General features: G+C 74.4%; 18 protein-coding genes, 1 pseudogene and 1 riboswitch. Of the genes and pseudogenes, 6 read left to right on the forward strand and 13 right to left on the reverse strand.

The annotated features are described in order from the left end of the window. Positions 1-32: 32 nt before the first annotated feature. From Q0994_RS26655 to Q0994_RS26670, 4 genes and pseudogenes are all read right to left on the reverse strand, one after another. On the reverse strand, positions 33-809 hold the full coding sequence (locus Q0994_RS26655) for an SDR family NAD(P)-dependent oxidoreductase (protein ID WP_299539210.1): 777 nt from the start codon (positions 807-809) through the stop codon (positions 33-35). Between the two features lie 20 nt (positions 810-829). Further along, entirely contained in the window at positions 830-1,483 is a 654-nt protein-coding gene (locus Q0994_RS26660; RefSeq protein WP_299539212.1) for a TetR family transcriptional regulator, read from the reverse strand. A gap of 103 nt (positions 1,484-1,586) precedes the next feature. Next, a pseudogene (locus Q0994_RS26665) lies at positions 1,587-2,818 on the reverse strand (PP2C family protein-serine/threonine phosphatase); the annotation flags it as partial. 360 nt (positions 2,819-3,178) lie between these two features. Further along, entirely contained in the window at positions 3,179-3,925 is a 747-nt protein-coding gene (locus Q0994_RS26670) for a GNAT family N-acetyltransferase (RefSeq protein ID WP_299539214.1), read from the reverse strand. A gap of 443 nt (positions 3,926-4,368) precedes the next feature. On the opposite strand from Q0994_RS26670, the gene Q0994_RS26675 reads away from it, so the two are divergent. The 5 genes from Q0994_RS26675 (at position 4,369) to Q0994_RS26690 (ending at position 10,913) form a co-directional block, all read left to right on the forward strand. Further along, the gene (locus Q0994_RS26675) at positions 4,369-5,241 is read left to right on the forward strand and encodes an RNA polymerase sigma factor SigF (protein WP_299539216.1); all 873 of its coding nucleotides are present in this window, start codon (positions 4,369-4,371) and stop codon (positions 5,239-5,241) included. Positions 5,242-5,677: 436 nt separating this feature from the next. Further along, positions 5,678-7,870, forward strand: coding sequence for an MMPL family transporter (locus Q0994_RS26680; protein ID WP_299539218.1), 2,193 nt, complete (start codon positions 5,678-5,680; stop codon positions 7,868-7,870). A 367-nt stretch (positions 7,871-8,237) separates the two neighbouring features. Next, positions 8,238-8,327: a putative leader peptide gene (locus tag Q0994_RS34195; protein WP_363325581.1), complete on the forward strand. Its 90-nt coding sequence runs from the start codon at positions 8,238-8,240 to the stop codon at positions 8,325-8,327. A 239-nt stretch (positions 8,328-8,566) separates the two neighbouring features. Then, the gene (locus tag Q0994_RS26685; protein ID WP_299539220.1) at positions 8,567-9,511 is read left to right on the forward strand and encodes a TauD/TfdA family dioxygenase; all 945 of its coding nucleotides are present in this window, start codon (positions 8,567-8,569) and stop codon (positions 9,509-9,511) included. Between the two features lie 133 nt (positions 9,512-9,644). Beyond that, the gene (locus tag Q0994_RS26690) at positions 9,645-10,913 is read left to right on the forward strand and encodes a sulfite oxidase (protein WP_299539222.1); all 1,269 of its coding nucleotides are present in this window, start codon (positions 9,645-9,647) and stop codon (positions 10,911-10,913) included. A gap of 44 nt (positions 10,914-10,957) precedes the next feature. Here Q0994_RS26690 and Q0994_RS26695 read toward each other — a convergent pair whose 3' ends face one another. From Q0994_RS26695 to Q0994_RS26710, 4 genes are all read right to left on the reverse strand, one after another. Then, positions 10,958-12,268, reverse strand: a complete 1,311-nt coding sequence (locus tag Q0994_RS26695; protein WP_299539224.1) for an alpha/beta fold hydrolase — start codon at positions 12,266-12,268, stop codon at positions 10,958-10,960. Positions 12,269-12,365: 97 nt separating this feature from the next. Next, positions 12,366-13,424 carry a hypothetical protein gene (locus tag Q0994_RS26700; protein WP_299539377.1) on the reverse strand — a complete coding sequence of 353 codons (1,059 nt, stop codon included), beginning with the start codon at positions 13,422-13,424 and terminating at the stop codon, positions 12,366-12,368. 64 nt (positions 13,425-13,488) lie between these two features. Beyond that, on the reverse strand, positions 13,489-15,072 hold the full coding sequence (locus Q0994_RS26705) for an OPT/YSL family transporter (RefSeq protein WP_299539379.1): 1,584 nt from the start codon (positions 15,070-15,072) through the stop codon (positions 13,489-13,491). A 228-nt stretch (positions 15,073-15,300) separates the two neighbouring features. Then, on the reverse strand, positions 15,301-16,083 hold the full coding sequence (locus Q0994_RS26710; RefSeq protein ID WP_299539227.1) for an IclR family transcriptional regulator: 783 nt from the start codon (positions 16,081-16,083) through the stop codon (positions 15,301-15,303). 492 nt (positions 16,084-16,575) lie between these two features. On the opposite strand from Q0994_RS26710, the gene Q0994_RS26715 reads away from it, so the two are divergent. Continuing rightward, complete coding sequence (locus tag Q0994_RS26715; protein WP_299539229.1) at positions 16,576-17,568, forward strand: PRC and DUF2382 domain-containing protein; 993 nt, start codon at positions 16,576-16,578, stop codon at positions 17,566-17,568. Between the two features lie 142 nt (positions 17,569-17,710). Here Q0994_RS26715 and Q0994_RS26720 read toward each other — a convergent pair whose 3' ends face one another. From Q0994_RS26720 to Q0994_RS26740, 5 genes are all read right to left on the reverse strand, one after another. Continuing rightward, entirely contained in the window at positions 17,711-18,541 is an 831-nt protein-coding gene (locus Q0994_RS26720; RefSeq protein WP_299539231.1) for an ABC transporter ATP-binding protein, read from the reverse strand. Then, complete coding sequence (locus Q0994_RS26725; RefSeq protein ID WP_299539382.1) at positions 18,538-19,548, reverse strand: iron ABC transporter permease; 1,011 nt, start codon at positions 19,546-19,548, stop codon at positions 18,538-18,540. Before Q0994_RS26725 ends, Q0994_RS26720 begins: the two co-directional genes overlap by 4 nt. An 83-nt stretch (positions 19,549-19,631) precedes the next feature. After that, positions 19,632-20,678, reverse strand: coding sequence for an ABC transporter substrate-binding protein (locus Q0994_RS26730; RefSeq protein ID WP_299539384.1), 1,047 nt, complete (start codon positions 20,676-20,678; stop codon positions 19,632-19,634). 71 nt (positions 20,679-20,749) lie between these two features. Beyond that, a riboswitch (cobalamin riboswitch) is annotated at positions 20,750-20,932 on the reverse strand. 91 nt (positions 20,933-21,023) lie between these two features. Further along, a complete protein-coding gene (locus tag Q0994_RS26735) occupies positions 21,024-22,247 on the reverse strand; it encodes a beta-ketoacyl synthase (RefSeq protein WP_299539232.1) in 1,224 nt (407 codons plus the stop codon). Then, the gene (locus tag Q0994_RS26740; protein WP_299539234.1) at positions 22,244-22,501 is read right to left on the reverse strand and encodes an acyl carrier protein; all 258 of its coding nucleotides are present in this window, start codon (positions 22,499-22,501) and stop codon (positions 22,244-22,246) included. Before Q0994_RS26740 ends, Q0994_RS26735 begins: the two co-directional genes overlap by 4 nt. Between the last annotated feature and the right edge of the window lie 188 nt (positions 22,502-22,689).

The raw sequence follows: 22,689 nt of genomic DNA on the forward strand, positions 1-22,689 counted from the left end.
GGCCCCGTGGCGGTGGTGCGCCACTCGGGGGCTCAGGAGGCGGAGTAGCCGCCGTCCACCAGGTGGTAGCTGCCGTGGACGAAGGAGGCGCGGTCGGAGAGCAGGAAGGCGACGAGTTCGGCGACCTCCTCGGACGTGCCGAGGCGGCCGGCCGGGTGCAGCGAGATCAGGTGGTCGCGGGCCGGTCCGTCGGTGTCGCGCAGCAGCGGGGTGTCGATGAAGCCGGGGCCGACGGCGTTGACGCGGATGTTCTTGTCCGCGTACTCGAGCGCGGCGGTCTTGGTGAGTCCGACGACGCCGTGCTTGGCCGCGACGTAGGCCGGGGACTGGGCGAAGCCGTTGGTGCCGAGGATCGACGAGACGTTGACGATGGAGCCGCCGCCGGCCGCCAGCATGGCCGGGATCTCGTGGCGCAGGGAGTGGAAGACGCCGCTCAGGTTGGTGGCGACGACGCGGTTCCAGACGTCGATGTCGTACTCGCCGGTGGGCGCGGCGGCTCCGCCGATGCCCGCGTTGTTCGCGGCGAGGTGCAGGGCCCCGAAGGTGTCCACGGCGAACCGCACGCCGGCCTCGACGGAGGCCGGGTCGGTGACGTCGAGGGCGACGGCCGCGGCGCGGGCGCCGGTGGACTCCAGCTCGGCGGCGGCCTTGCGGGCGCTCTCCTCGTTGTAGTCGGCGACGACGACGGTCGCGCCGCCGGCGGCGAGGCGCTTGGAGAGGGCCAGGCCGATGCCGGAGGCGCCGCCGGTGACGAGGGCGACCTTGCCGGCGAACTCCGACTCGTACGAGGTGGGGAGGTTGGTGCTCATGTGGTGCTTCCTTTGGTGTTTCAGGTGGTGCTGTGGGGCGCCGCCCCGTGTCGCCGGGGTTCCGGCAGTTCCGCGGAGAGGGCGTCGAAGGCGAGGACGACCAGTTCGGGCAAAGCGGCCGGGCGATCACCCCGCACCCACGCCGTCTGGGCGGCGAGGAGCGCGCCGGCTCCCGCGGCGACGACCACGGCCGGACGGAGGTCCTGGCGCGGGTCGACGCCGAGCCGGGCCGCCAGGACGGCGACCGACTCCTCCTGCGCGTCCACCCGGATGTGGTGGAACGCGGCGAAGAGAGTGGGCTCGTCCTCGGCCAGGCGCAGCAGGTCGAAGACGCGGGGCCGCAGATGCCAGGGCTCGGCCTCCGGGTCGCCGAGCCAGTCGAGGACGGCACGGCGGTAGGCGGTGAGCGGGGGCTCGGCGGCGGGCCGGGCGCGGAGTGCTTCGTTGATCCGGTCACCGTCGCCCCGGACCACGTCCAGGACTGCGGCTTCCTTGCTCGGGAAGTAACGGCTGAACGTGCGCCGGTCGACGTCGGCCGCTTGCGCGATCTCCTCGACCGTCACCTTGCGCAGCCCCCGGTCGAGCACCAGCTCGAGAGCGGCCTGCGCGAGGGTGTCCCGGGTCTTGCGCGCCTTGCGGCCGCGCCGTTCCGGGGCCTTGCTCGTCCGTTGCATAAGTGCACCGTACACCTGAAAATGTCCCAGTGGGACTTCTGTCGCGGCGGGACTTTTCCGGAGCTGGGAAGTCCCGGCTCCCGCGGGGGCCACGCCGGCTCCCTCATGGCCGGGGGAGCCCGGTGCGGGGGTGGACGAGAGGGGTGCCCAGCCGTACGGGCACGGGGTGCGCGGCCCCCGCCGGGCGCTGCCGCGACGGGAGGGGAATCCGTTCGGGGTGGGCCGGCGGACCGGAACCGGCGGCGGGCGTGAACGTGGGAGTGCGGTCGCCGTTCCGGTCGGCCGCCGGCGCAGGGCGCAGGGCGAGAGCGGCGACGTCGTCCCGGCGGACCCCGCCGGTGAAGGACCGCAGGTCCGCCCGGAGCGCCTCCAGGACCTCGTCCGGTTCGAGGCCGGCCCACCGCTCCAGCCTCGCGTCGAAGGGGTAGAAGGCGCCGTTTTCGTCGCGGGCCTCGGTCACCCCGTCCGTGCAGAGCAGCAGCGTGGCGCCGGGCGGCAGGTCGAACCGTTCGGCGGCGCGGGGCTCGGCGACCAGTTCGCCCAGGCCCAGCGGGACCGAGGCGTCACCGAGCGGCGCCCGCCGGGCGGTGCCGCCGTCCAGGATCCGCGGGTACAGGTGCCCGCAGTTCAGCACCTCGACGCGGTCGCCCCCGTCCAGGCTCAGCACCAGCGCGGTCACGAACCGCTCGGCGTCCCCCGTCTGCGCGGCGAAGCCGTTGTGGCGGACCACCGCGGCCTCCATCGCCTCCACCACCCCGGTGAGCGTCGGTTCCCGGTAGGCGGCCTCCCGGAACGCTCCGAGGGCCGCGAAACCGGTGCCGATGGCGGCGATGCCCTTGCCCTGCACGTCACCGATGACGACCCGGGTCCCGTACGGCGACTCCACCATCTCGTAGACGTCCCCGCCGACGAACCGGTCCTCCTCGATGGGCTCGTACAGGCCGTGGGCGAGCACGTGGTCGGTGAGGACGGGGAGCGGGCGCAGGATCTGGCACTGCAACGCCACCGCGGCGGACCTCAGACGGGCCATCTTCGCGGCGTGCCCGAGGCGCGCGGCGCAGGCGGCGACACCGAGCGAGCAGGCCAGCAGGGTGAATCCGACCCCCAGGACCATGGACGAGTACGAGCTGTCCGACGCGATCTTGGTGGCGCACACCACGGCGGCCGTCCAGGCCGCGACGCCGACCGTCTGCCCGATGCGGCAGAAGACGGACGCCAGCGCGGGCACCACCACGAGCAGGGGGTGAGCCGCAGGTCGTCTCCGGTGCGGTGGTCGAGGACCACGACGACGAGGGTGAGCGCCACGAGACCGATCCCCAGGGGCCAGTTCCCGACCACGGGCGCACCGGTCACGGTGGTCCCGCCGTCCTCCCCCTCCGGTAGCGTCGGCTGCCCCGTCCGCCCGGCGGACCGGTGGAACCAGGTGGTCACGGTCGGCGCCTCCCTCTGCTCGGCCGTCCCGCGGCCCGGTGTGAGCCGCTTCCTCCCAGTTGATCTCCTTCCGCTCCGCTCCGCGGCGGGGCCAACGGCCCCGGCACGGGGGCAAAGGTCCCTGCCCCGGGGGCCGGAGGCCTGAGGTCCTGGTGCGAGCGGGCCGGAGGTCCCGGAGGCGTGGACCGGCAGAGGGCACCCGCGGGTCAGGCAGCGGCGGACGGGAACGAGGCGGAGGGCTCGGGGCGGCGGGCACGGGGCCGGTCAGGGGGCGACGGCCTCGCGGAAGGAGACCCGGGCGCGGAGCCGGAAACCGAGGGCCTCGTAGAGGCGGACGGCGCCGGTGTTGGAGTCGACGGCGTGCAGGAAGGAGGTCTCGCCGCGCTGCTCGATGCCGTGGGCGACGGCCCGGATCAGCCGGCCCGCCAGCCCTTGTCCGCGCGCGGCGGGGTCGGTGCAGACCGCACTGATCTCCGTCCAGCCGGCCGGGTGCAGCCGCTCCCCCGCCATGGCGACGAGGGCGCCGCCCCGGCGGATGCCGAGGTAGGACCCCATGTCGACGGTGCGCGGCAGGAAGGGACCGGGCTCGGTACGGGCGACCAGGTCCAGCATCTCCGGCACGTCCGCGGGCCCCAGTCGCACCGCCTCCGGGTCCGGGGCCGCGTCGACCCGCTCACCGGCGAGCTGGACGCCCTCGGCGTGGAAGCCGGTCGTCCACGTCGCCGGCGGCTCGCCGCGGAAGTTCAGCAGCAGCACGCTTCCGCCCGGCCCGGCGAGAGCCGCGGCGTCGGCCCAGTCGTCCGCGTCCGGGGCGTCGGGCAGCGCGAACCACGGGGTGACGTCCCCGGGGTAGCGCAGGACGCGGCCGCGGCGCTCGGCGAAGCGGGCGTGCGGGCCGGTGAGGGCCGCGCGCACGGGGTTGTCGAGCGGATGGGAGGCCGAGGCCCCGGGACCGGAGCGGACCACCCGCGTCCGGTCGTCCTGCGCCTGCGCCGTACCGACTTCGGTCATGCGGTCCCTCGCTCCGTCCTGTGACTGGCCGCCCGTCGGCGGCTCCACCCGTCAGCACCGGACAGCGCGCGGGGAACCCCGGACTATTCCCGGCGCTGCCGCACCGCGTGAGGACGGACGCCCCCGCACGCGGCGACGACGGACCGTCCCGTGCGGGGCGCCGGCCCGGCGGAACGGTCCCGGGCGGTCGGGCCCCCATTCGGTGTCCACCTGTGGCACTCTGGATGCGGCCGCCCCACCGGGCTCCCCCGTACCGGTGGGGCGGTCTTGTGCCCCCATGCCCCGCCGGGCCGCTCCCGGGGCGGCTTGTTTCCCGCCCGCTGCGGCGGGTACGGGCCGTTCCCGGGCCTCCGTCGGAATCAACTCCCTTGTCCACGCATAGGACTGACGACCCGGGGAAGGTGCCAGTACCTGATGGCACACCACCAGGGGAGCGTGACCGGATGACGGCACAGACCGAGCGCACGACGCGGACGGGCCCGACCGGGGTCACCGAGGAACTGCCGTGGATCGAGGACGCCGGGAAGGTCGCGCCGAAGGACGCGCGGCGCATGTCCCGGCTCTTCTTCGACCGCCTCCAGGTACTGGAGGAGGGCACGCACGAGTACCAGTACGCCCGCAACACCCTGATCGAGATGAACCTGTCGCTGGTGCGCTTCGCGGCGGGCCGGTTCCGCAACCGCGGCAGCGGCGACATGGAGGACATCGTCCAGGTCGGCACGATCGGGCTGATCAAGGCGATCGACCGCTTCGACCTGTCCCGCGAGGTGGAGTTCACCTCCTTCGCCGTCCCGTACATCGTCGGGGAGATCAAGCGGTTCTTCCGCGACACCAGTTGGGCGGTGCACGTCCCGCGCCGGCTGCAGGAACTGCGCGTCGACCTGGCGAAGGCCAAGGAGGCGCTCGCCGGCGAGCTGGACCGGGACCCGACCGTGGGCGAACTGGCCGAGCGGCTGGGGCTCTCGGAGGAAGAGGTCGCGGAGGGCATCGTGGCCTCCAACGGATACACCGCCGGCTCCCTCGACATGCCGACCGAGACCTCGGAGACGGGCCGCCCGCACGTCTCCGGCCGTTCCTTCGGCGATGTGCTGGGCGAGCCGGACGCCGGGATGGAGACGGTGGAGAACCTCCAGTGCCTGGCGCCGCTCCTCGGTGAACTCGACGCCCGCGAGCGCCGGATCATCGACATGCGGTTCGGGCAGGAGATGACCCAGGCGCAGATCGGCGTCGAACTGGGCATCTCCCAGATGCACGTGTCCCGCCTGCTCAACCGCATGCTCGGCAAGCTGCGCGACGGGATGCTCACGGAGGACTGACCCCCGCGCCGGTCCGGCACCGGCCCGCACACAGGTCCTGCCGGGTGGCGCCCGCGGGAGAACGTGTACGCCGCGCCGCCTGACGGCGTGCCGGGTGTCGGGTCAACGGGTCCCGTACCGCCTGGAGTCGTGCCGCGCCTCCGGGGCGGGTCAAACGGTGCGCCGAGCGTGCCGGACTCGACCGCGCACGCCTTCCCGCCCGCCCGTTCCGCCCGGGGTGGGCCTTTCGGCGTGTCCCCTGCCCGGCCCGTGCCCGCCGGTCCCCCCTGCACCCGGAGGGGTGTACCCGGTGTACCCACCCGGTGTACCTACGCCCACCCGCGCCGTCGCCCTGGGTCGCGTCCGGCCGGGTGTTCCGGCGGCTGGGACGACGAGCGGGGAGTTCCTAGGTTCGTGGTGTCCGTCCAGACACCCACTCCGGGGAGCGAACCACTCCATGAGACCCAACCTCGCGGCACGTATCGGTGTGTGGAGCGCACACCATCGCAAGACGGCCGTCCTCGGCTGGCTGCTCTTCGTCGTCCTCGCCGCGGTCGTCGGCGGTTCGTCGGGGATGGTCGAGATGACCGACGCGGAGAACGGCGCGGGCGACTCGGCGCGCGCCGAGCAGATCCTCTCCGACGCGGGCCTCGGCCACCGCGCGGGCGAGCTGGTCATGGTGTCGTCACCGCGGCCCGACGGCTGGCGCACGGCCGCCGCGGAGCTCTCCGCCGCCCTCGGCCGGACCGGCGAAGTGACGGAACTCGCGGCTCCCGTCCCCTCCGAGGACGGCAGGGAGGCGCTGATCACCTTCGGGATGAAGGGGGACGCGGCCACCGCCGCCGACCGGGTGCAGCCGGTCCTGGACGCGGTGGACGGGGTGCGCGGGGACCGGGGGGACGTCACGATCCATCAGTTCGGCGACGCCAGCGCCGGGAAGTGGCTCGACGACCTGCTCTCCGACGACCTCAAGAGGGCCGAGTTCACCGCCGTCCCGCTGGCCCTCGGCATCCTGCTGGTCGCCTTCGGAGCCGTGGTCGCCGCCCTGTTGCCGGTGGGGCTCGCGCTGACCGCGTGCCTGGCCGCCTTCGGCCTGCTCTCGCTCGCCAGCCATCAACTGCACCTCGCCCAGACCACGTACTCCGTGATGTTCCTGATGGGCTTCGCCGTCGGCGTCGACTACTGCCTCTTCTACCTGCGGCGCGAACGCGACGAGCGGGCGGCGGGGCGCGACGCCGGGACGGCGCTGCGGATCGCCGCGGCGACCAGCGGCCGGTCCGTGCTGGTGTCCGGGCTGACCGTCATGGTCGCGATGGCCGGCATGTTCCTGTCCGGACTGCTGCTGTTCAAGGGCTTCGCCGTCGCCACGATCCTGGTGGTCTTCATCGCCATGATGGGCTCCGTGACGGTCCTGCCCGCGCTGCTCTCCTGGCTGGGCGACCGGATCGACGCCGGTCGGGTGCCGCTGCTGAACCGGCGCGGCGGGCGCGGCGGGAGGGAGAGCGGCAGGATCGCCGGCCGGCTGCTGCGGCCGGTGCTGGCCAGGCCGAAGCTCTTCGCGTCCGCCTCGGTCCTGGTCCTGCTGGTGCTCGCCGCACCGGCCGCCGGCATGAGGACCGAGTCGCTGGGCCTGGAGAAGCAGTTCGGCTCGGACTCCGCGCTCTCCGTCGCCCACCGGCACATCGAGGAGGCGTTCCCCGGCGGCCCCGCCCCGGCCCGGGTGGTCGTCGAGGCGGACGACATCGGCGCCCCGGCCGTGCGGACCGCGCTCGCCGGTTTCGACCGGGTGACCGTCCACCGCGCGCGGAACATCGCGGAGTTCGAGGTGCCGCTGCCGGACGGCGAGGCCGGGCTGGCCGACCTGCGGGAGAAGCGGCTGCCGGCCGCGTTCGACGGCACCGGCGCCCGCGCCCTGGTCACGGGTGAGGTGGCCGGGTCCGTGGACTTCAACGACCGGCTCACCCGCGGCATCGTGCCCGTCTTCCTGTTCATCACCGCGGTGACGTTCCTGCTCATGCTGTTCTGCTTCCGCAGTCACGTCGTCGCCGTCACCTCGATCCTGCTCAACCTGCTGTCGGTGGCCGCCGCCTACGGCGTGATGACGGCGGTGTTCCAACACGGCTGGGGCGCCTCGCTGATCGGTTCGGAGGGGGTCGGCGCGGTCGAGTCCTGGATGCCGCTGTTCGTCCTCGTCGTCCTGTTCGGACTCTCGATGGACTACCACGTCTTCGTGGTCTCCCGGATCCGTGAGGCCCGCGTGTCCGGGCTCTCCACCCCTGCCGCGATCGACGAGGGCATCCGCCGCACGGCGGGGGCCGTCACCGGCGCGGCCGTGATCATGGTGGCGGTGTTCTCGGTCTTCGCGACGCTGTCGATGCAGGACATGCAGCAGATGGGCGTCGGCCTGGCGGTGGCGGTGCTGCTGGACGCCACGGTCGTACGGATGGTCCTGCTGCCCTCCGTGATGGCGCTGCTGGGCGAGCGGAACTGGCGCACGCCACGCCTCCTGTCCCGCCTGCCCGACCTGCACCACGGCGAGCCGGCACCGGCGTCCGGGACGGGGTCCGCGCCGGTGTCGGGGACGGGGGCGCCGGGGGCGGAGTCCGCACCGGAATCGGCTCCCGCGGCGGGCCCGGCGACGCGCGGCTGACCCGGATTGCGGCGGGCGCCGCGAGGACCGCTCGCCGCGTCCGCCCGCCTCCCGGCCGGGGCCGAGGTGCCGTGGTGTCGGCGCACCGATCCGCACGGCGGCACCTTGCTCCGCCACCACGGAGTCCGCCCCTCCCCCGCCCCGACCGTCACGCCGGTATTGCGGTCCCGTGAACTCCGCGCCGGCCGGGAGCAGGCCGCACACCGTCCGCCGCCGCACACCACGCCCTCCCCGCCGGGCGGTGGAACCGCAGGTGGGGACGCGTGTCGTCGGGGCGGCACGGGGTCCGGTGCGCGGTGTCGTGGGCCGAGCCGGCGGGTCCTGCGCGGGTGTTGACGTCCCGGTCCCCCGCTGCGACGCTCCCGGCATGTCCGTCACGCCGCGTCTCCACTCCCGGCGCCACGTCGACCTGGGACGCCTCGCGTCCGCGGCGTGTCGCCCCTTCCGCCGCCGGTAGTCCCGCAGCCGCTCGCCGCGCCGTCGCCTCCCGCCCCGGCCCTCGTGCCGCGTACTGCGCGCGTGGCCGGGCCGGGACCGGGACCGGCCGCGGCCACCCGGTGGGCGCCGGGTCGGCCACCGCACCGGCCCCACAGGCCGCGCCGGCTCCGCGCGCCCTCGGCCCAGTCCGGCAGCCCCCACCCGGCAGCCCCGTCCGGGCCCCCGGAGAGCACCCACCCGTACGGAAAGGGCACCCCCATGACCTCCGCACCCGCCACCGCCCGCTCCGCCGTCGTCGTGGAGAAGACCGGCGGCCGGATCGGCGCCGTCGTGCACGGCGTCCGTCTCGGCGGCGATCTGGACGCCGCCACGGTGGCCGCCCTGCGCGCCGCGGTGCTGGAACACAAGGTGATCTTCTTCCGCGAGCAGGACCATCTGGACGAGGAGGGCCACGAGGCGTTCGGCTCCCTGCTCGGCACACCGGTCGCGCACCCCACCGTGCCGTCGTCGGACGGCCGTTACTCCCTCGGCATCGACTCCGACCACGGCGCCCGCGCCAACGAGTGGCACACGGACGTGACGTTCGTGCCGGCGTACCCGGCCTTCTCCGTCCTGCGCGCGGTGACGCTGCCGCCGTACGGCGGGAACACCCTCTGGGCGAACACCGCCGCCGCCTACGCCGGACTGCCCCAGCCGTTGCGGACCTTGGCCGACTCGCTGCGCGCCCTGCACTCGAACGACTACGACTACGCCGCCGTCCGTCCCGGTCCACTGCCCGAGGCGCTGGAGCGGTACCGGCAGGTGTTCACCTCCACCACGTTCCTCACCGAGCACCCGGTGGTGCGGGTCCACCCCGAGACGGGCGAACGAGCCTTGCTGCTGGGGCAGTTCGTTCAGCGGATCACGGGCCTGCGCTCATCGGACTCGCGGGCGCTGTTCGACCTGTTCCAGTCGCACGTCGAGCGTCCGGAGAACACCGTGCGCTGGCAGTGGCGGGCCGGTGACGTCGCCCTCTGGGACAACCGGGCGACCCAGCACTACGGGGTGGACGACTCCGACGACCACGAGCGCACGCTGCGCCGCGTGACGATCGACGGCGACGTGCCGGTCGGCCCCGACGGCCGGCCCTCGACGCCGATCACCCCGGAAGCCGTGCCGGAGCCGTTGTCCGGCGTGCCCGCGGGCGCCTCCACGGCGGCCTGACGACACCGGATCGCCCACGACACGGGGACGGGACCGGGGCTGCCGCCCCCGCGCCGCACCGGGCCGGCCGGGTTGCGCCGGGCCCCGTACGGCACGGGCCCGACCCCTTCACACCGACTCCCAGGGAGTGACCATGAGTTCCGTACCACCGGCCGAGACCGCCTACGACGCGATGCGCCTGAGACAGTGGGCGCGGGGCCGGGCGCGGTCCGCGGGGCTGGAGCGCCGCGACCTGCTGAGGCTGGTCGCGGCGGCGTCGGTCGCCGGGCCGCTGACCGCCGTCGCGGCGTCGCCCGCACGGGCGGCGGAGCCCGCCCAGTCGCTGCCGGGGGTGGTGAAGCCGCTGCCCGCCGAGTACTTCACACTGCGCGGCACCAACGCGGAGACGAAGTTCGCGGCACTGCGGTCGACGGGGATGCTGACGCCCGCCGACCGCTTCTTCGTGCGCAACCACACCGCGACGCCGGTCCTGGACGCGGCGGCCTGGAAACTGACGGTGTGGGGCGACGGGCTGACCGGCGGCCCGGTCGACTTCTCGTACGACGCGCTGCGCGCGCTGCCGTCGGTGAGCCGTACCGCGTTCGTCGAGTGCGCGGGCAACGGCCGCAGCTTCTACGCGTCGCAGCAGGGACAGGCGGTGACCGGCACGGCGTGGACGCTGGGCGCGATCGGCACGGCCCGCTGGCGCGGGGTGCGGCTCGGCGAGGTGCTGCGGCGGGCCGGGATCGGCCGGCACGCGGTGGACGTGCTGCCGCGGGGACTGGACGCGGAGGTGGTGACCGACGGGGTGAACCTGGGCCGGGTGCGCAGGCCGCTGCCGGTGGCGAAGGCGCTCGACGACGTGCTGCTGGCGTACGAGATGAACGGCGAGCCGCTGCCCCCGGACCACGGGTTCCCGGTGCGGCTGATCGTGCCGTCGTGGGTGGGGATAGCCAACATCAAGTGGGTGGGTGACATCGAGGTCGCCGCCGGGCCGCTGCTGACCCCCTGGAACACCGGGCTGTACCGGCTGTTCGGTCCGCAGTTCCCGGAAGGGGGCAGCGATCCGCTGACCCGGCAGACCCTGAAGAGCGCGTTCGAGCTGGCGCCGGGGGCGACGTTCGCGGTGAACGGCCCGGTGCGGCTGACCGGCCGGTCGTGGTCGGGCGGCGCGCCGGTGCGGTCGGTGGAGGTCAGCACCGACGGCGGGGCGCGCTGGCGGCGGGCCCGGCTGCACGACGTCCCTCGTGCGGGCGGCTGGGTGCGGTGGTCGGTGGACTGGGTGCCGGGGACGGCAGGTCCCGCTGTGCTGCTGGCGCGCGCCACGGACCGCTCGGGCCGCACCCAGCCGGACGTCGCGGTCCACAACACCCAGGGGTACCTCTTCGACGCGGTGGTGCGGCATCCGGTGACCGTCGTCTGAGCGGCGGCCGTGCGGGGGCGGCGGACCGCCCCCCGCGTCCGGCGTCAGGCTTCGCCGCGGGCCATGGCGAACAGCCGGTCCAGGACGGCGGCGTCGGCGCGGACCCCGTCGTGGGCGTACGCGTCGGTGACCCAGGTGCGCAGCCCCCGGACGGCGGCGGCCGTGGCGAGCGACTGTTCGCGGTCCACGTACATGTCGTCGTGGTAGACGGCGGCGACGACCGGCACCTCGTTGGCGGCCAGCCGGTCGAGGTCGTAGAGGGCGGGCCAGTCCTCCCGCGCCGCGAGGGCGTCCGCGGCGGCGCGCAGCGGGACGAGGGAGGGGTCCTCCTCGAACTGCCAGGGGTAGACCATCTCGCCGGTGAAGCGCAGCGGTCCGGGCCGGCCGGCGTCGAAGGCGGGGAACTCCTCGCGCACACGGTGCGCCGACCAGCCGGTGGCACGCCCGCCCTGCGCGTAGATCGGCTCGTGCAGGACGGCGTACAGCGGGCGTTCGGCGAACGACACGGCGGCTTCCACCCCCCGCAGGAAGGTGTCGCCGAGCTCCGGGCCTGCGGCGCCGTCGGTGAAGGCGGTCTCCAGCAGGTAGTGCAGCGCGTCGAATTTGGCCGAGGTGCCGAAGGTGATGCCGAGCGTCTGGAAGCGGCGCACCGTCAGGCGCTCCCCGGTCGGCAGCCGCACGTCGTGCGCGGCGAGGTGGGCGGCGACCGCGTCGGCCGTCGGCTGGTCCGCCGGATAGCGGTCGAAGAACCGTTCGTTCTGGGTGAGGGTGCGTGCGTAGGCGGCGCGGTACACGTCGTCGGCGTGGCCGGTGAGGGTGGGCAGACCGCCGGTGATGTAGGCCTGTTCCAGTCCCCCGGGGGCGAGGCTGAGGTAGGTGAGGGTGGCGAAGCCGCCGAAGCTCTGGCCCAGCACGCTCCAGGGGCGGTCGCCCTGGAGGCTGAGGCGGAGCAGTTCGGCGTCGCGCACGATCGAGTCGGCCCGGAAGTGGGCGAGGTAGCCGGCCGCCGCCGTCGCGTCGGAGCCGAACCGGGCGAGGGTGCGCCGGTCGGCGGGGGTGGAGCGGCCGGTGCCGCGCTGGTCCATGAGGACGACCCGGTGGTCCCGCAGGGCCCGGCGCAGCCAGGCGCCGGCGGCGTTGGGCCGCTCGGCCCGTCCGCCCGGTCCGCCCTGGAGCCACAGCAGGCGGGGGAGGTCGTCTCCCTCGCGTCCCTCGGCCACGACCTCGCGGGCGTAGAGGGAGAGTGAGGGGCCGTCGGGGCGGGCGTGGTCGAGGGGCACGTCGAGGGCGACGTCGGTGCAGAGCAGCCCGTCGTGCCGGTAGGTGACGGGCGCGGGCGCGGTGGGGGCGGACATGGGGCTCCTCGGTCAGGGCGGGTCGGGCGCGGGCAGCGGTGTGCGGTGCCGGGGCCGCCGCCGGAGTGTCCCGGCGGCGGCCCCGGCCGCGGTGCGGTCAGTAGCCGGCGACGCCGAGTTCGCGGCAGATCCCGACGAGTTCCGGGTGCACGTAGCGCCCGTTCTCCTCGATGGCGACGCCGTCCAGGTAGATGGACGGGCCGAGCACGCTGCCGTCGGTGTGCGCGGCGGCCACCCACGGCTCGCCGCCGATCCAGGCGCCCTTGGTGCCGATGCCCAGTTCGACGCAGCCGAAGACGCGCTCGTCCTCCACGATGCGCCCGGTCGGGGCGAGGACGCCGGGGTTGAACCCGAGCGACCAGTGGGCGACGCGGAACATGTGGGGGTCGTCGAACGACTCCATCCAGCGCCGGAAGACGTCGGCGTCGGCGCCGCCCTCGATCTTGGTGACCACGCCCTTCTCGACGGTGCAGCGGACCGGCGAGCGCAGGAGTCCGATCTCGTCCGGCGGCCAGAGGGCGCCGTCGAACACCAGGACGCCGTCCTGGGTCTCCTCCAGCGGGTTCCAGGAGATCTGGCCGGAGAGCATGACGGTCTCACCGGGGTTCTCGGCCGGCTTGCCGCGGAGGTTGATCGGCCGGTCGCCGTTGCGGCCGACCAGGTCGGTGCCGTTGGCGGAGGTGATGCGGACCTCGTCGGCGGCCTCCAGGAGCGCGACCAGGGCCTTGCCGAGCCGGATGACGCCCTGGAAGTCGGGGCGCCCGACGGTGGCGACCAGCATCTGGACGTCCATCGCCGTGAGGTTGGTGTACCGGCACCCGCGCGCCATCGCGGCCCGGAAGGCGTCGGAGTGCATGAGGTACGAGACGGCGAACTCGATCCACACGTCGGCGTCCGCGATGGCGCCGGCGACGGGGCGGGGCGGCTCCATGGACGCGCCCGGCAGCGTCTCGTACCAGACGATGACGGGGTGGGCGCCGGCCGCGGCGACCGCCTGGGCGGTCGCTTCGACGACCCGGCGGTCGCTGCTGGTGTCCCCGGTGAGGACGACGTCCTCGCCGGGCTTCACGAGCATGACCTCCTCGACCAGCTTGCGGGCGGCCAGGGCCAGCTCGAACGTCAGGTATTCGGGGCGCGGTTCGAGCCTGCTGTACATGTCCACGGGTGGAGCTCCTTGCCTTGCGGGTGGTACGGGTGACGGTGCGGGGTGCCCCGCCGCGTCACGTCTTGAGGATCTGGGCGGAGTCGCCGAGCGAGCTGCCCGCGATCAGTCCGGCGCCGACGAGGTTCAGTTCCTCGTCCGCGGCCGGGCCGCGGAACCTGCGGTAGCCGACGCGGACGACGAGCGCGCCGAGAACCAGCCAGCACGCCTGGGGGGTGAGGATCAGCAGGCCGGTGGCGAGCATGACGCCCATCTGCCGCCGGGTGCCGCCGAGCAGTTGGATCAGTGCTCCGGGCAGGGCCCACAGCAGCATGGTGCGCACCGCGTCGGCGTCGCCGAGTCCGTTGCGGATGGTGTCGGCGTAGACCTTGGCGACGGGCGGGATCAGTCCCTGCCCGAAGTACGAGCGCCAGGCGAGCGCGACGACGGCGAGGGCCACGGCGAAGCCGATGAGCGCGGCCAGGAACTGCTGGCGCCGCCCCTCGCGCTCGTACGGGTCCCAGGGCCGGTGCTCGCGGCGCAGCAGCCAGCCGGCCTTGAGGTCGTACCCCATGTCGGCGAAGGCCGGGCCGGTGGCCGAGACGTAGCCGATGAACAGGGCCAGCGGCACGGACGGGATGCCCATCGCGAGGCCGAGGACGAGGAAGATCAGGGTGACGGCGAAGGACGGGAACCAGCCGGACTGCATCGCGGCGAGCCCGACGATGAGTTCGTGGACGAGGGCGGCGAACGCGGCGAACAGCACCCAGCCGACGAGTCCGAGCGGGCTCATGTCCCCCACCAGGCCGCCGAGCACCGCCAGGAGGGCGGCGCCGGCGGTGAACAGCGCGTAGCCGCGGACCAGTGAGCGCCGCAGGGCGCTCTCGTCGACGGTGTACGCGGTGGTGGGGTCGGGGGCGGCGGGCTCCGGCGCGGGGGCGGCCTCGCGGCCGGCCCGCCGCGACCCGCGGCGTCCCAGCAGCATGTGCACGGCCTGGCCCAGGGCGACGATCCCGGCGCCCACCATGACGCCGTGCGGGATGTACCCGGCGCCGAGGTCGGTGGAGAAGAGGTCGGGGCTGTACTGGCGCAGCAGCAGTCCGACGCCGAACATCGCCAGGGCCCAGACGTTGCCGAGGAAGGCGACGCCGGCGGCCGACAGCGGCAGCGAGAACAGGGTTCCGGCGAGACCGACGGCGGTGCCGCCGGCCAGGATCAGGGCCCGGCGTCCTCCCCGGTCGCCGGCCTTGATGGTCTCGGCGGCGGCGGTGCCGGGCGGCCACGCGGCGTCCGCGGGCAGCAGCCGTGAGCCGAAGGAGCGGTAGAGCACCCAGGCGTCGATGAGGAGTCCGGCGAACGCCCCGGCGAGCATCGGCCACACCAGGTCCGTGCGGCCGAACACGTACGGTACGGCCACCGAGGTCAGCAGCGCGTTGGCGGAGGCGAAGGTGGCGGCGGAGATGGCGCTCTGGGCCAGGTTCTGCCGGTGGACCGAGCGCATCCTGCGCAGGAAGTTCAGCGGGATGCGGCCGATCAGCATGGCGACGAGCGCGCCGACCACCGAGGTGTTGGCGGAGATGCCGAGCTTGGAGACGAGGTCGATGCCGATGACCGCGCCGACTGCGGCGAGCACCACCAGGACGACCAGGGTGACCGGTTCCAGGACGCGCGGGTGGGCGGGGCCTTCGGACGTGTCCGGCCTGGGCGGTGGCGGTGGTGGTGGGGCGTGGTGCGGGGCGGTGTGGTGCGCCACGGTGCACCCCCTTCGATGGGTGGGACGGGGACGCGCGGCTCCTGGGGCCGGGTGCGCGCGGGCAGGACGGGGTGTGCCGACGGCGTCGGAGGGCGCGGTCGCACGGGTGGGGCGGGTGTCGCGGGTGCGGGCGCCGGTTCAGCCGCCGAGCGCGGAGGTGATCTCCGCCGCTCCGGCACGTACCAGCGTCACGAGGGTGTCGGTGGCCCGGCCCACGCGGTGGGACGGGCCGATGACGGTCAGGGAGGCGGCGACGCCGTCGCCCTGGAAGACGGGTGCGGAGACCGCGGTCACGGCCTCGTCGTACTCGCCGTGGCTGACGCAGTGGCCGTCGGCCCGGACGCGCGCGTAACAGGCGAGCAGCGTGTCGACGTCGGTCAGCGTGCGGTCGTTGAAGCGGGTCAGGGTGGCGGGGCCGAACATCTGCCGGATCTCGCGCTCGGGGCGGTGGGCGAAGAGGGTGTGTCCGGAGGCGCCCGCGTGTCCGGGCATCACCGCGCCGATGATGGCGGTGTACCGGACGGGTCCGGTGCCGTCCACGGCGGCTTTGCAGCGGTAGCTGCCGCCGTGCGGGACGTTGAGGACGACGCTCTCGCCGGTCTCCCGCAGGAGCCGGGCGAGCACGGGCCGTGCCAGCGAGGCGAGCACGCCGCTGTGCTCGCCGACCCGGGCCAGCCGGGACAGGGCCGGTCCCGGCCGGTAGCGGCGGGTGGTGTCGTCGCAGAGCAGGAAGCCGCGGGCGGCCAGGGTGTGCAGCAGTCGTTGGACGACGGCCTTGTCCCAGCCGTGGTGGCGGGCCAGTTCGCTGACTCCCCACTCGGGGCGCTGCTCGGTGAAGGTGAGCATGACCTGGAGGGCCCGGTCGACGGTCTGCAGCACGGCGGGGGCGCCCGTGCTCGCGGGGGTTTCCGTGGCCGCCATGGTTCGCCTCCTGGTCGTGCGGTTCCGGTGTGCGGGACGCGGGATCACGGCCTGCCGGCCGGAACCGGTCGGTGCGGAAATCGCAACGGCGTTGCGATTTCTGGCGAAAGAATGCGTGCAAGCGCCACGGGTGTCAAGGGTTTCCCGGTGATTCGGTCCGAGTGACATCCGCCCTGGTCGGACGGGGGGTGCCGGTTCCGCGCCGTCGGCGGGCCGTCCCGGCCGGCCGGCGCGCGCGTCGGGAGCGGGACGGTGCCGGGGCTCTCCGGACCGCCCGGCGGGACGGCCCGGCGGTCACCCGTCTGGGCTAATCACCGAGGGGCCCCGAGGCCCGCGCGGCGGGGCCGGAAGCCTCTTGCGCCCGTCCGCGCTCCGCCGGGGCCGCCGCTCCCCCGGTTGCGGAGTCCAACCGGGTGAGGCGCGATGGAAACCGGGCGCGCCTCCCCTGGTGGACCGATCCACAGGACGTGCCCGCGCGAGGAGGGATCGCACATGGGAGCCGCTGACGGTTTCACGGATTCCGGAGAGCTCGACGGTCTGACCGTCTACGACAACGGGGGCGAGAAGGTCGGCACGGTCGGCCGGGTGTACGTCGACGACGCCACCGGCAAGCCCGACTGGGTCACGGTCAAGACGGGCATGTTCGGTATGAAGGAGAGCTTCGTGCCGCTCGCCGGAGCGCGTCGAGTCGGCTCCGACCTGCATGTCTCGCATCCCAAGGAGAGCGTCAAGGACGCCCCGAGGGTGGATGCCGACGCGCATCTGTCCGTGGCGGAGGAGGAGGAGCTCTACCGCCACTACGGCCTGACCCGGAAGACGGGCGGCAACCTCGGTGACACCGGACGCGCGGGCGGCGACGCCCGTACGGCGGCCGGCACGGGCGCGATGGGCGCCGCCGGGGCCGCCGGAGCGGCCGGCACCGGCCGGGCGGCCGGGACGGCCAAGTCGGGCACCGCGCCGGGCGCGGTCGGCACGGGCGCGGCGGCGGGAGCCGGCGCGGGCACCTCGGCGACCTCCCGCCCGCTGGCGGGCGCGGGCGCGGGCGCCGAGCGGTCGGCCGGCGTCGCGGGACGCGAGGAGATGATCCGTTCCGAGGAGCAGCTGCACGTCGGGACGGAGGAGTACGAAGCGGGCAAGGCACGCCTGCACAAGTACGTCGTCACCGAGCACGTGACCCGTACGGTGCCGGTCTCGCACGAGGAGGTGCGGGTGGTCCGTGAGCCGCTGCAGCCGGGCGAGAAGGTGACCGGGCGCACCGATCTCGGTGAGCAGGACGTCGAGGTGACGCTGCACGCCGAGCGGGCGAGGGTCAGCAAGGAGTCGGTGCCGGTCGAGCGGGTGCGGCTGGAGACCAACCGGGTCACCGAGCAGAAGGAGGTCTCCGCCGACGTCCGCAAGGAGAAGATCGATTACGCGGACGGCCTCAAGGAGACCGGCGAGGGCCGGGACATGGGCGGCGAGCCCGGACGGGGACGCCGTCGCTGACGGTCCCTCCCCCACGCTCCCCACCCCGCGGGTGGTCCCCGCAGCACGACGGGAGGGGCGGGCCCCGGCCACCGGCCGCGGGTCCGCCCCTCCCGTCCGTCGTCCCCGAGGCGCGTCCGGGCCCCCGGTCCGCGGCGGCGCCTCAGCCCGGCCGGTGCGCGCCGCGCGGCAGGAACCGTACGGAGGGACGCCCCTGCGGGCCGTCCGGGGTGACCACCGCCCGCACGTGGTAGACGGCCTCGATCAGTTCCTCTGTGATCACCTCGCGCGGGGTGCCGGCCGCGACGACCCGGCCGCCGTCCATCACCGTGACGGTGTCGCAGAACATCGCGGCCAGGTTGAGGTCGTGCAGGGCGACGACGCTGGTGACGGGCAGCGTGCTGACGAGGTGCAGCAGTTCGAGCTGGTGCTGGATGTCGAGGTGGTTGGTGGGTTCGTCGAGCAGCAGTTCGCGCGGTTGCTGGGCGAGGGCGCGGGCGATCTGGACGCGCTGGCGTTCGCCGCCGGACAGGGTGTGCCAGGACTGCCCGGTCAGGCCGGTGAGTCCGGTCAGTTCCAGTGCCTCGCGCACGGCGTCGTCGTCGGCCGGTCCGGGTGCGGACCAGGCGCGGCGGTGCGGGATGCGGCCGAGCCGGACGACGTCCAGGACGCTGAGTTCGACCTGGGTGACGGCGTGCTGGTCGACGACGGCGACCCGTTGGGCGACGGCGCGGCGCCCGGTCGCGGCGAGGTCGCGTCCGTCGAGGGTGACAAAGCCGCCGCCGGGCGGCAGGACCCCGGCCAGCACCCGCAGCAGGGTGGACTTCCCGGAGCCGTTGGGGCCGAGGAGTCCGAGGGTGGAGCCGGGGGCGGGGGCGAGGGTGACCCCGTCGAGGATGAGCCGCCCGCCGGCCCGCCGGCTGACGCGGTCGGCCCGCAGGCCGTCGTCGCGCGTGGCCCCGGACCGTACGGGGGCGGTGGCGGGTCCGGTCACGGGTTCCTCCGGGTCCGGTGCAGGATGACGACGAAGGCCGGTACGCCGATCAGCGCGGTGACGACGCCGACCGGCACTTCCTGGGGGTCCAGCACGGTCCTGGCGAGGGTGTCGACCCAGACGAGGAACACCGCCCCGGTGAGCGCGGTGACCGGCAGCAGCCTGCGGTGCGGGGAACCGGTGAGGGCGCGGGCGGCGTGCGGCAGGACGAGGCCGACGAATCCGATGGCGCCCGCCGAACTGACCAGCGCGGCGGTCAGCAGGGCGGTGGTGCACAGGAGCACGATGCGGGTCCGCCCGACGTTCACGCCGAGGGCGGCCGCCGCGTCCTGGCCGAAGGCGAACGCGTCGAGGGTCCGGGCGTGGCCGAGGCAGACCGTCAGTGTCACGGCGAGGACGGCGGCACAGAGCCACACGTCGGTCCAGCCGACGCCGCCGAGCGAGCCGAGCAGCCAGAACAGCACGCCGCGGGTCTGTTCGGCGTCCGCGGCGGTCATCACGATGAACGAGGTCAGCGCGGAGAACAGTTGCATCGAGGCGACGCCGGCGAGGACGACGCGGTCGGTGGTGCCGCCGAGGGTGTGGCTGAGCAGCATGACGACGGCGAACGACACCAGGGCGCCGAGGAACGCGCCGGTGGAGATCGACAGCGCCCCGCCGCCGACGCCGAGGACGACGACCACGACGGCGCCGGTGGAGGCGCCGGAGGAGACGCCGAGGACGAAGGGGTCGGCGAGCGGGTTGCGCAGCAGCGACTGCATCACCGTGCCGCAGACCGCGAGGCCAGCGCCGCAGACGGCCGCCAGCAGGGTGCGGGGCATCCGGAGGTTCCAGATGATGCCGTCGCGGATGGGGGTCAGCCCGGAGTCGCCGAGGCCGAGGTGGGAGCCGACGGCCGCCCAGACGTCGCCGACCGATATCCGGGCCGGCCCGATCGTGACGGCGACGGCCACGGAGAGGGCGAGCAGCGCGAGTCCGGCGCCCCAGACGACCGGACCGCGCAGCAGCCGCGCCCCGAGCCGGTCGCGGCCGCCGGGCCGCCGGGGGGCCGGGGCGGCCGGCTGCTGGTGGGGGGCTCGCTGCTGGACCGTCACCCGGCGAGCCCGAACGCGCGCAGCCCGGCCGCGACGCGCTCGACGCCCTCCACGGTCCGGATGGACGGGTTCATGGCCTGGCCGCTGAGCAGGATGTAGCGGTGGTGGCGGACGGCGTCCATGTTCTTGGTCGCCGGGTTGGCCTCCAGGAACTCGATCTTCTTCTCGGCGCTCTCGGCGGTCTGGGACTCGCGGGTGAGGTCGCCGAGGACGAGCACGTCCGGGTCGCGGTCGGCGACGGTCTCCCAGTTGATCTGGGGCCATTCGTCGTGGGTGTCGTCGAAGACGTTCTCCGCGCCCACCTCGCGGGTGATGACTCCGGGGGCGCCGCAGCAGCCCGCCAGGTAGGGGGACTCGGAGTTGGCGAACCAGTACAGGAGGGTGGCGCCGGAGGCGGTTCGCCCTTCGGTCGCCTTCGTCACGCGGGCCCGCAGTCCGGCGACGAGCTTCTCGCCGCGCCCGGGTACGCCGAAGATCTCGGCCAGGTCGCGTATCTCGCCGTAGACGCTGTCCAGGGTGAGGGCCGTCGTGCGGGCGCCGTCGCCGTCGCCGCTGTTGTCCTTGCCCGCGCAGTCGGAGGGCGAGACGTAGGTGGGGACGCCCAGCTCCTCGAACTGCTCGCGGGGGGCGACGCCGCCCTTGCCGAGCGTCGAGGTGAAGGAGGCGCTGACGAAGTCGGGTTCGAGGTCGAGGACCTTCTCGGACGAGGGGGCGTTGTCGGAGATCCGCGGGACCTTCGCGTCGGCCTTCTCCAGGCCCTTCATGACCGGGTCGGTCCAGGTGGCGGAGCCGGCGATGCGGTCCTGGAGGCCGAGGGAGAGCAGGATCTCGGTGGAGCCCTGGTTGAGCGACACCGCCTGCCGGGGCGGCGCGTCGACGGTGACGGTGCGTCCGCAGTTCTCCAGCGTCACCGGGTAGCCGTCGGCGGCTTGGCCCCCCTTCGCCGCGGAATCGTTTCCTCCGCCGCAGCCGGCGGCGGTGAGGACGAGGAGCCCGACCACACCGAACACGGCGGCGCGGACGGATCGGGCGGGACGGAGCACGGGGGGCACGGGGGACCTCGGCGTCTCTGGGCCCATACGCGGAGCCCGTGGTACGGAAGACCGCGCTCCGGTGCGGAACGCGGGGCGCCAGCAGGTCTTCGGACTCGGGTTCGTACGGACGGAGCGCCTTCCCGGGACCGTGACGTCCCAGTGGCCGTGCCCCGGCCGTCCCCCTCACCGCTGCGCGTCAGTTCCGGAGTCGCACCGGATTCCCTGACTCCTGGTGGAGTACGACTGGCCCCGGCAAGTTATCACGCGGCTCCCCGGCCCCGGCCCGGCGGTCTCGGGGCCGGAGCCGGGGAGCCCGCGGCGTGCGGGACACGGTCGCCCGTCCCTGTGACGGCGTCAGGGGCGCTGGAAGGCGATGACCGCGTTGTGGCCGCCGAAACCGAAGGAGTGGCTGACGGCCCGTCGGGCGGACACCGGCCGGGGCACCTTGGTGACGCAGTCGATGCCGAGGCCCGCCGCCGGTTCGTCCAGGTTGGCGATCGGCGGGACCAGGCCGTGCTGGAGCGTCAGCACGGTCAGCCCCGCCTCGATCGCCCCGGCGGCGCCCATGCAGTGGCCGAGCACACCCTTGGGCGCGGTCACCGGGGGGCGATGGGGGTAGGCCCGTGCGATCAGCTTCGCCTCGGTCGCGTCGCCCAGCGGGGTGGAGGTGCCGTGCGCGTTGACGTGGTCGACGTCCTCCGCGCGCCAGCCGGCGTCCCGCAGCGCCGCGTCGGCCGCCGCCCGTGCGAGCGCGCCGGAGGGGTGCGGACTGGTCGGGTGGTAGGCGTCGGTGGTCGCTCCGGCGCCGGCCAGCAGGGCGCGGGGCTCCGCCCCTCTCCTCCGGGCGTCGTCGGCGCGCTCCAGCACCATGACGGCTGCGCCCTCGCCCACCACCAGCCCGTCCCGGTCCTCGGCGAAGGGCCGGCACCGCAGGGCAGGATCGCCGCCCGGCAGCGCCGCCGCGCCCGACCGGGCGAATCCGGTCATCGCCAGCGGGTAGAGCGTCGACTCCGTGGCGCCGGCCACCGCGATGTCGCACTGCCCGGCCCGCAGCATGTCGCGGGCGACGGACAGGGCGGTCACCCCGGACGAACAGGCGGTGCAGGGCGCCAGGCTGGGGCCGGTGGCCCGCAGCCGGACCGCGACCTCCGCGGCGGGCATGTTCGGGATGGTCAGCAGGACGCCGGTCGGCGAGGTGGCGCCGGCGCCGCGCCGGTCGAGCAGGACCGCCTGTTCGGCGATACCGCCCGAGCCGCCGCTGCTGGTGCCGATGACCACCGCGACGCGGGTCCCGTCCCAGCCGGCCGGGTCCAGGCCGGCGTCCTCGACCGCCTGGAGGGCGGCCAGCACGGCGAGCTTGGTGTACCGGCCCATCCGGTAACCGGTCCGCCCGCCCACCGCCGCGTCCAGATCGACGCCGGTCACCCGGCAGGCGAAGTCGATGGCGCACCCGGCCAGCTCGGGCACCGCGTGCGCCGTCGAGCGGCCGGCCAGCACGCCGTCCCACGTGGTGTCGGTGTCGTGACCGGCCGGGGTGATCATCCCCAGGCCGGTGACCACGACGGCGGCCCCGCTCATCGGTCGTGGCCCACCGGGGCAGCGGCGTCCGGCGCCCCGACGATCTCGGTGATCTCCGCGAGGGTGGCGTCGCGGCAGCGGGCCCCGGCCTCCAGGTCGAGGCCGAGCGCGTCCTTGACGATGAGCGCGAACTCGGCGACCGCGAGGGAGTCCATCTCCAGGCTCTCCATCGTGGAGTCGGGGCGGATCTCGGCGGCCGGCACCCTGAACGTTCCGGTCAGCACATCGACGATCTTGGGATGGATGGCGTTCATCCGCTTCCTCTTCTCCTTCTCTCGTGCACGGCTCGTACGACGGCGGGTGTCCGCGGCACGACGGACCCCACCGACCGGGCTTAACGGGTCGCACGGGGTCCGGTTACGCTTCCCGGCGAACCGATTCCTCTACGCTCACCTGCGGCCTTTCACACCAACGGGAGAGCAGAGAGGTGGTTCCCCAGTAG

Origin of the sequence: uncultured Streptomyces sp., assembly GCF_947488945.1 — a bacterium.
Classification (GTDB): domain Bacteria; phylum Actinomycetota; class Actinomycetes; order Streptomycetales; family Streptomycetaceae; genus Streptomyces.

Coding starts and splice junctions, on each gene's coding strand:
- Q0994_RS26735 (WP_299539232.1), bottom strand. CDS start 22,247: ATGAGCGGGGCCGCCGTCGTGGTCACCGGCCTGGGGATGATCACCCCG.
- Q0994_RS26700 (WP_299539377.1), bottom strand. CDS start 13,424: ATGTACAGCAGGCTCGAACCGCGCCCCGAATACCTGACGTTCGAGCTG.
- Q0994_RS26710 (WP_299539227.1), bottom strand. CDS start 16,083: ATGGCGGCCACGGAAACCCCCGCGAGCACGGGCGCCCCCGCCGTGCTG.
- Q0994_RS26740 (WP_299539234.1), bottom strand. CDS start 22,501: ATGAACGCCATCCATCCCAAGATCGTCGATGTGCTGACCGGAACGTTC.
- Q0994_RS26695 (WP_299539224.1), bottom strand. CDS start 12,268: ATGTCCGCCCCCACCGCGCCCGCGCCCGTCACCTACCGGCACGACGGG.
- Q0994_RS26685 (WP_299539220.1), top strand. CDS start 8,567: ATGACCTCCGCACCCGCCACCGCCCGCTCCGCCGTCGTCGTGGAGAAG.
- Q0994_RS26670 (WP_299539214.1), bottom strand. CDS start 3,925: ATGACCGAAGTCGGTACGGCGCAGGCGCAGGACGACCGGACGCGGGTG.
- Q0994_RS26655 (WP_299539210.1), bottom strand. CDS start 809: ATGAGCACCAACCTCCCCACCTCGTACGAGTCGGAGTTCGCCGGCAAG.
- Q0994_RS26675 (WP_299539216.1), top strand. CDS start 4,369: ATGACGGCACAGACCGAGCGCACGACGCGGACGGGCCCGACCGGGGTC.
- Q0994_RS26690 (WP_299539222.1), top strand. CDS start 9,645: ATGAGTTCCGTACCACCGGCCGAGACCGCCTACGACGCGATGCGCCTG.
- Q0994_RS34195 (WP_363325581.1), top strand. CDS start 8,238: ATGTCCGTCACGCCGCGTCTCCACTCCCGGCGCCACGTCGACCTGGGA.
- Q0994_RS26680 (WP_299539218.1), top strand. CDS start 5,678: ATGAGACCCAACCTCGCGGCACGTATCGGTGTGTGGAGCGCACACCAT.
- Q0994_RS26660 (WP_299539212.1), bottom strand. CDS start 1,483: ATGCAACGGACGAGCAAGGCCCCGGAACGGCGCGGCCGCAAGGCGCGC.
- Q0994_RS26715 (WP_299539229.1), top strand. CDS start 16,576: ATGGGAGCCGCTGACGGTTTCACGGATTCCGGAGAGCTCGACGGTCTG.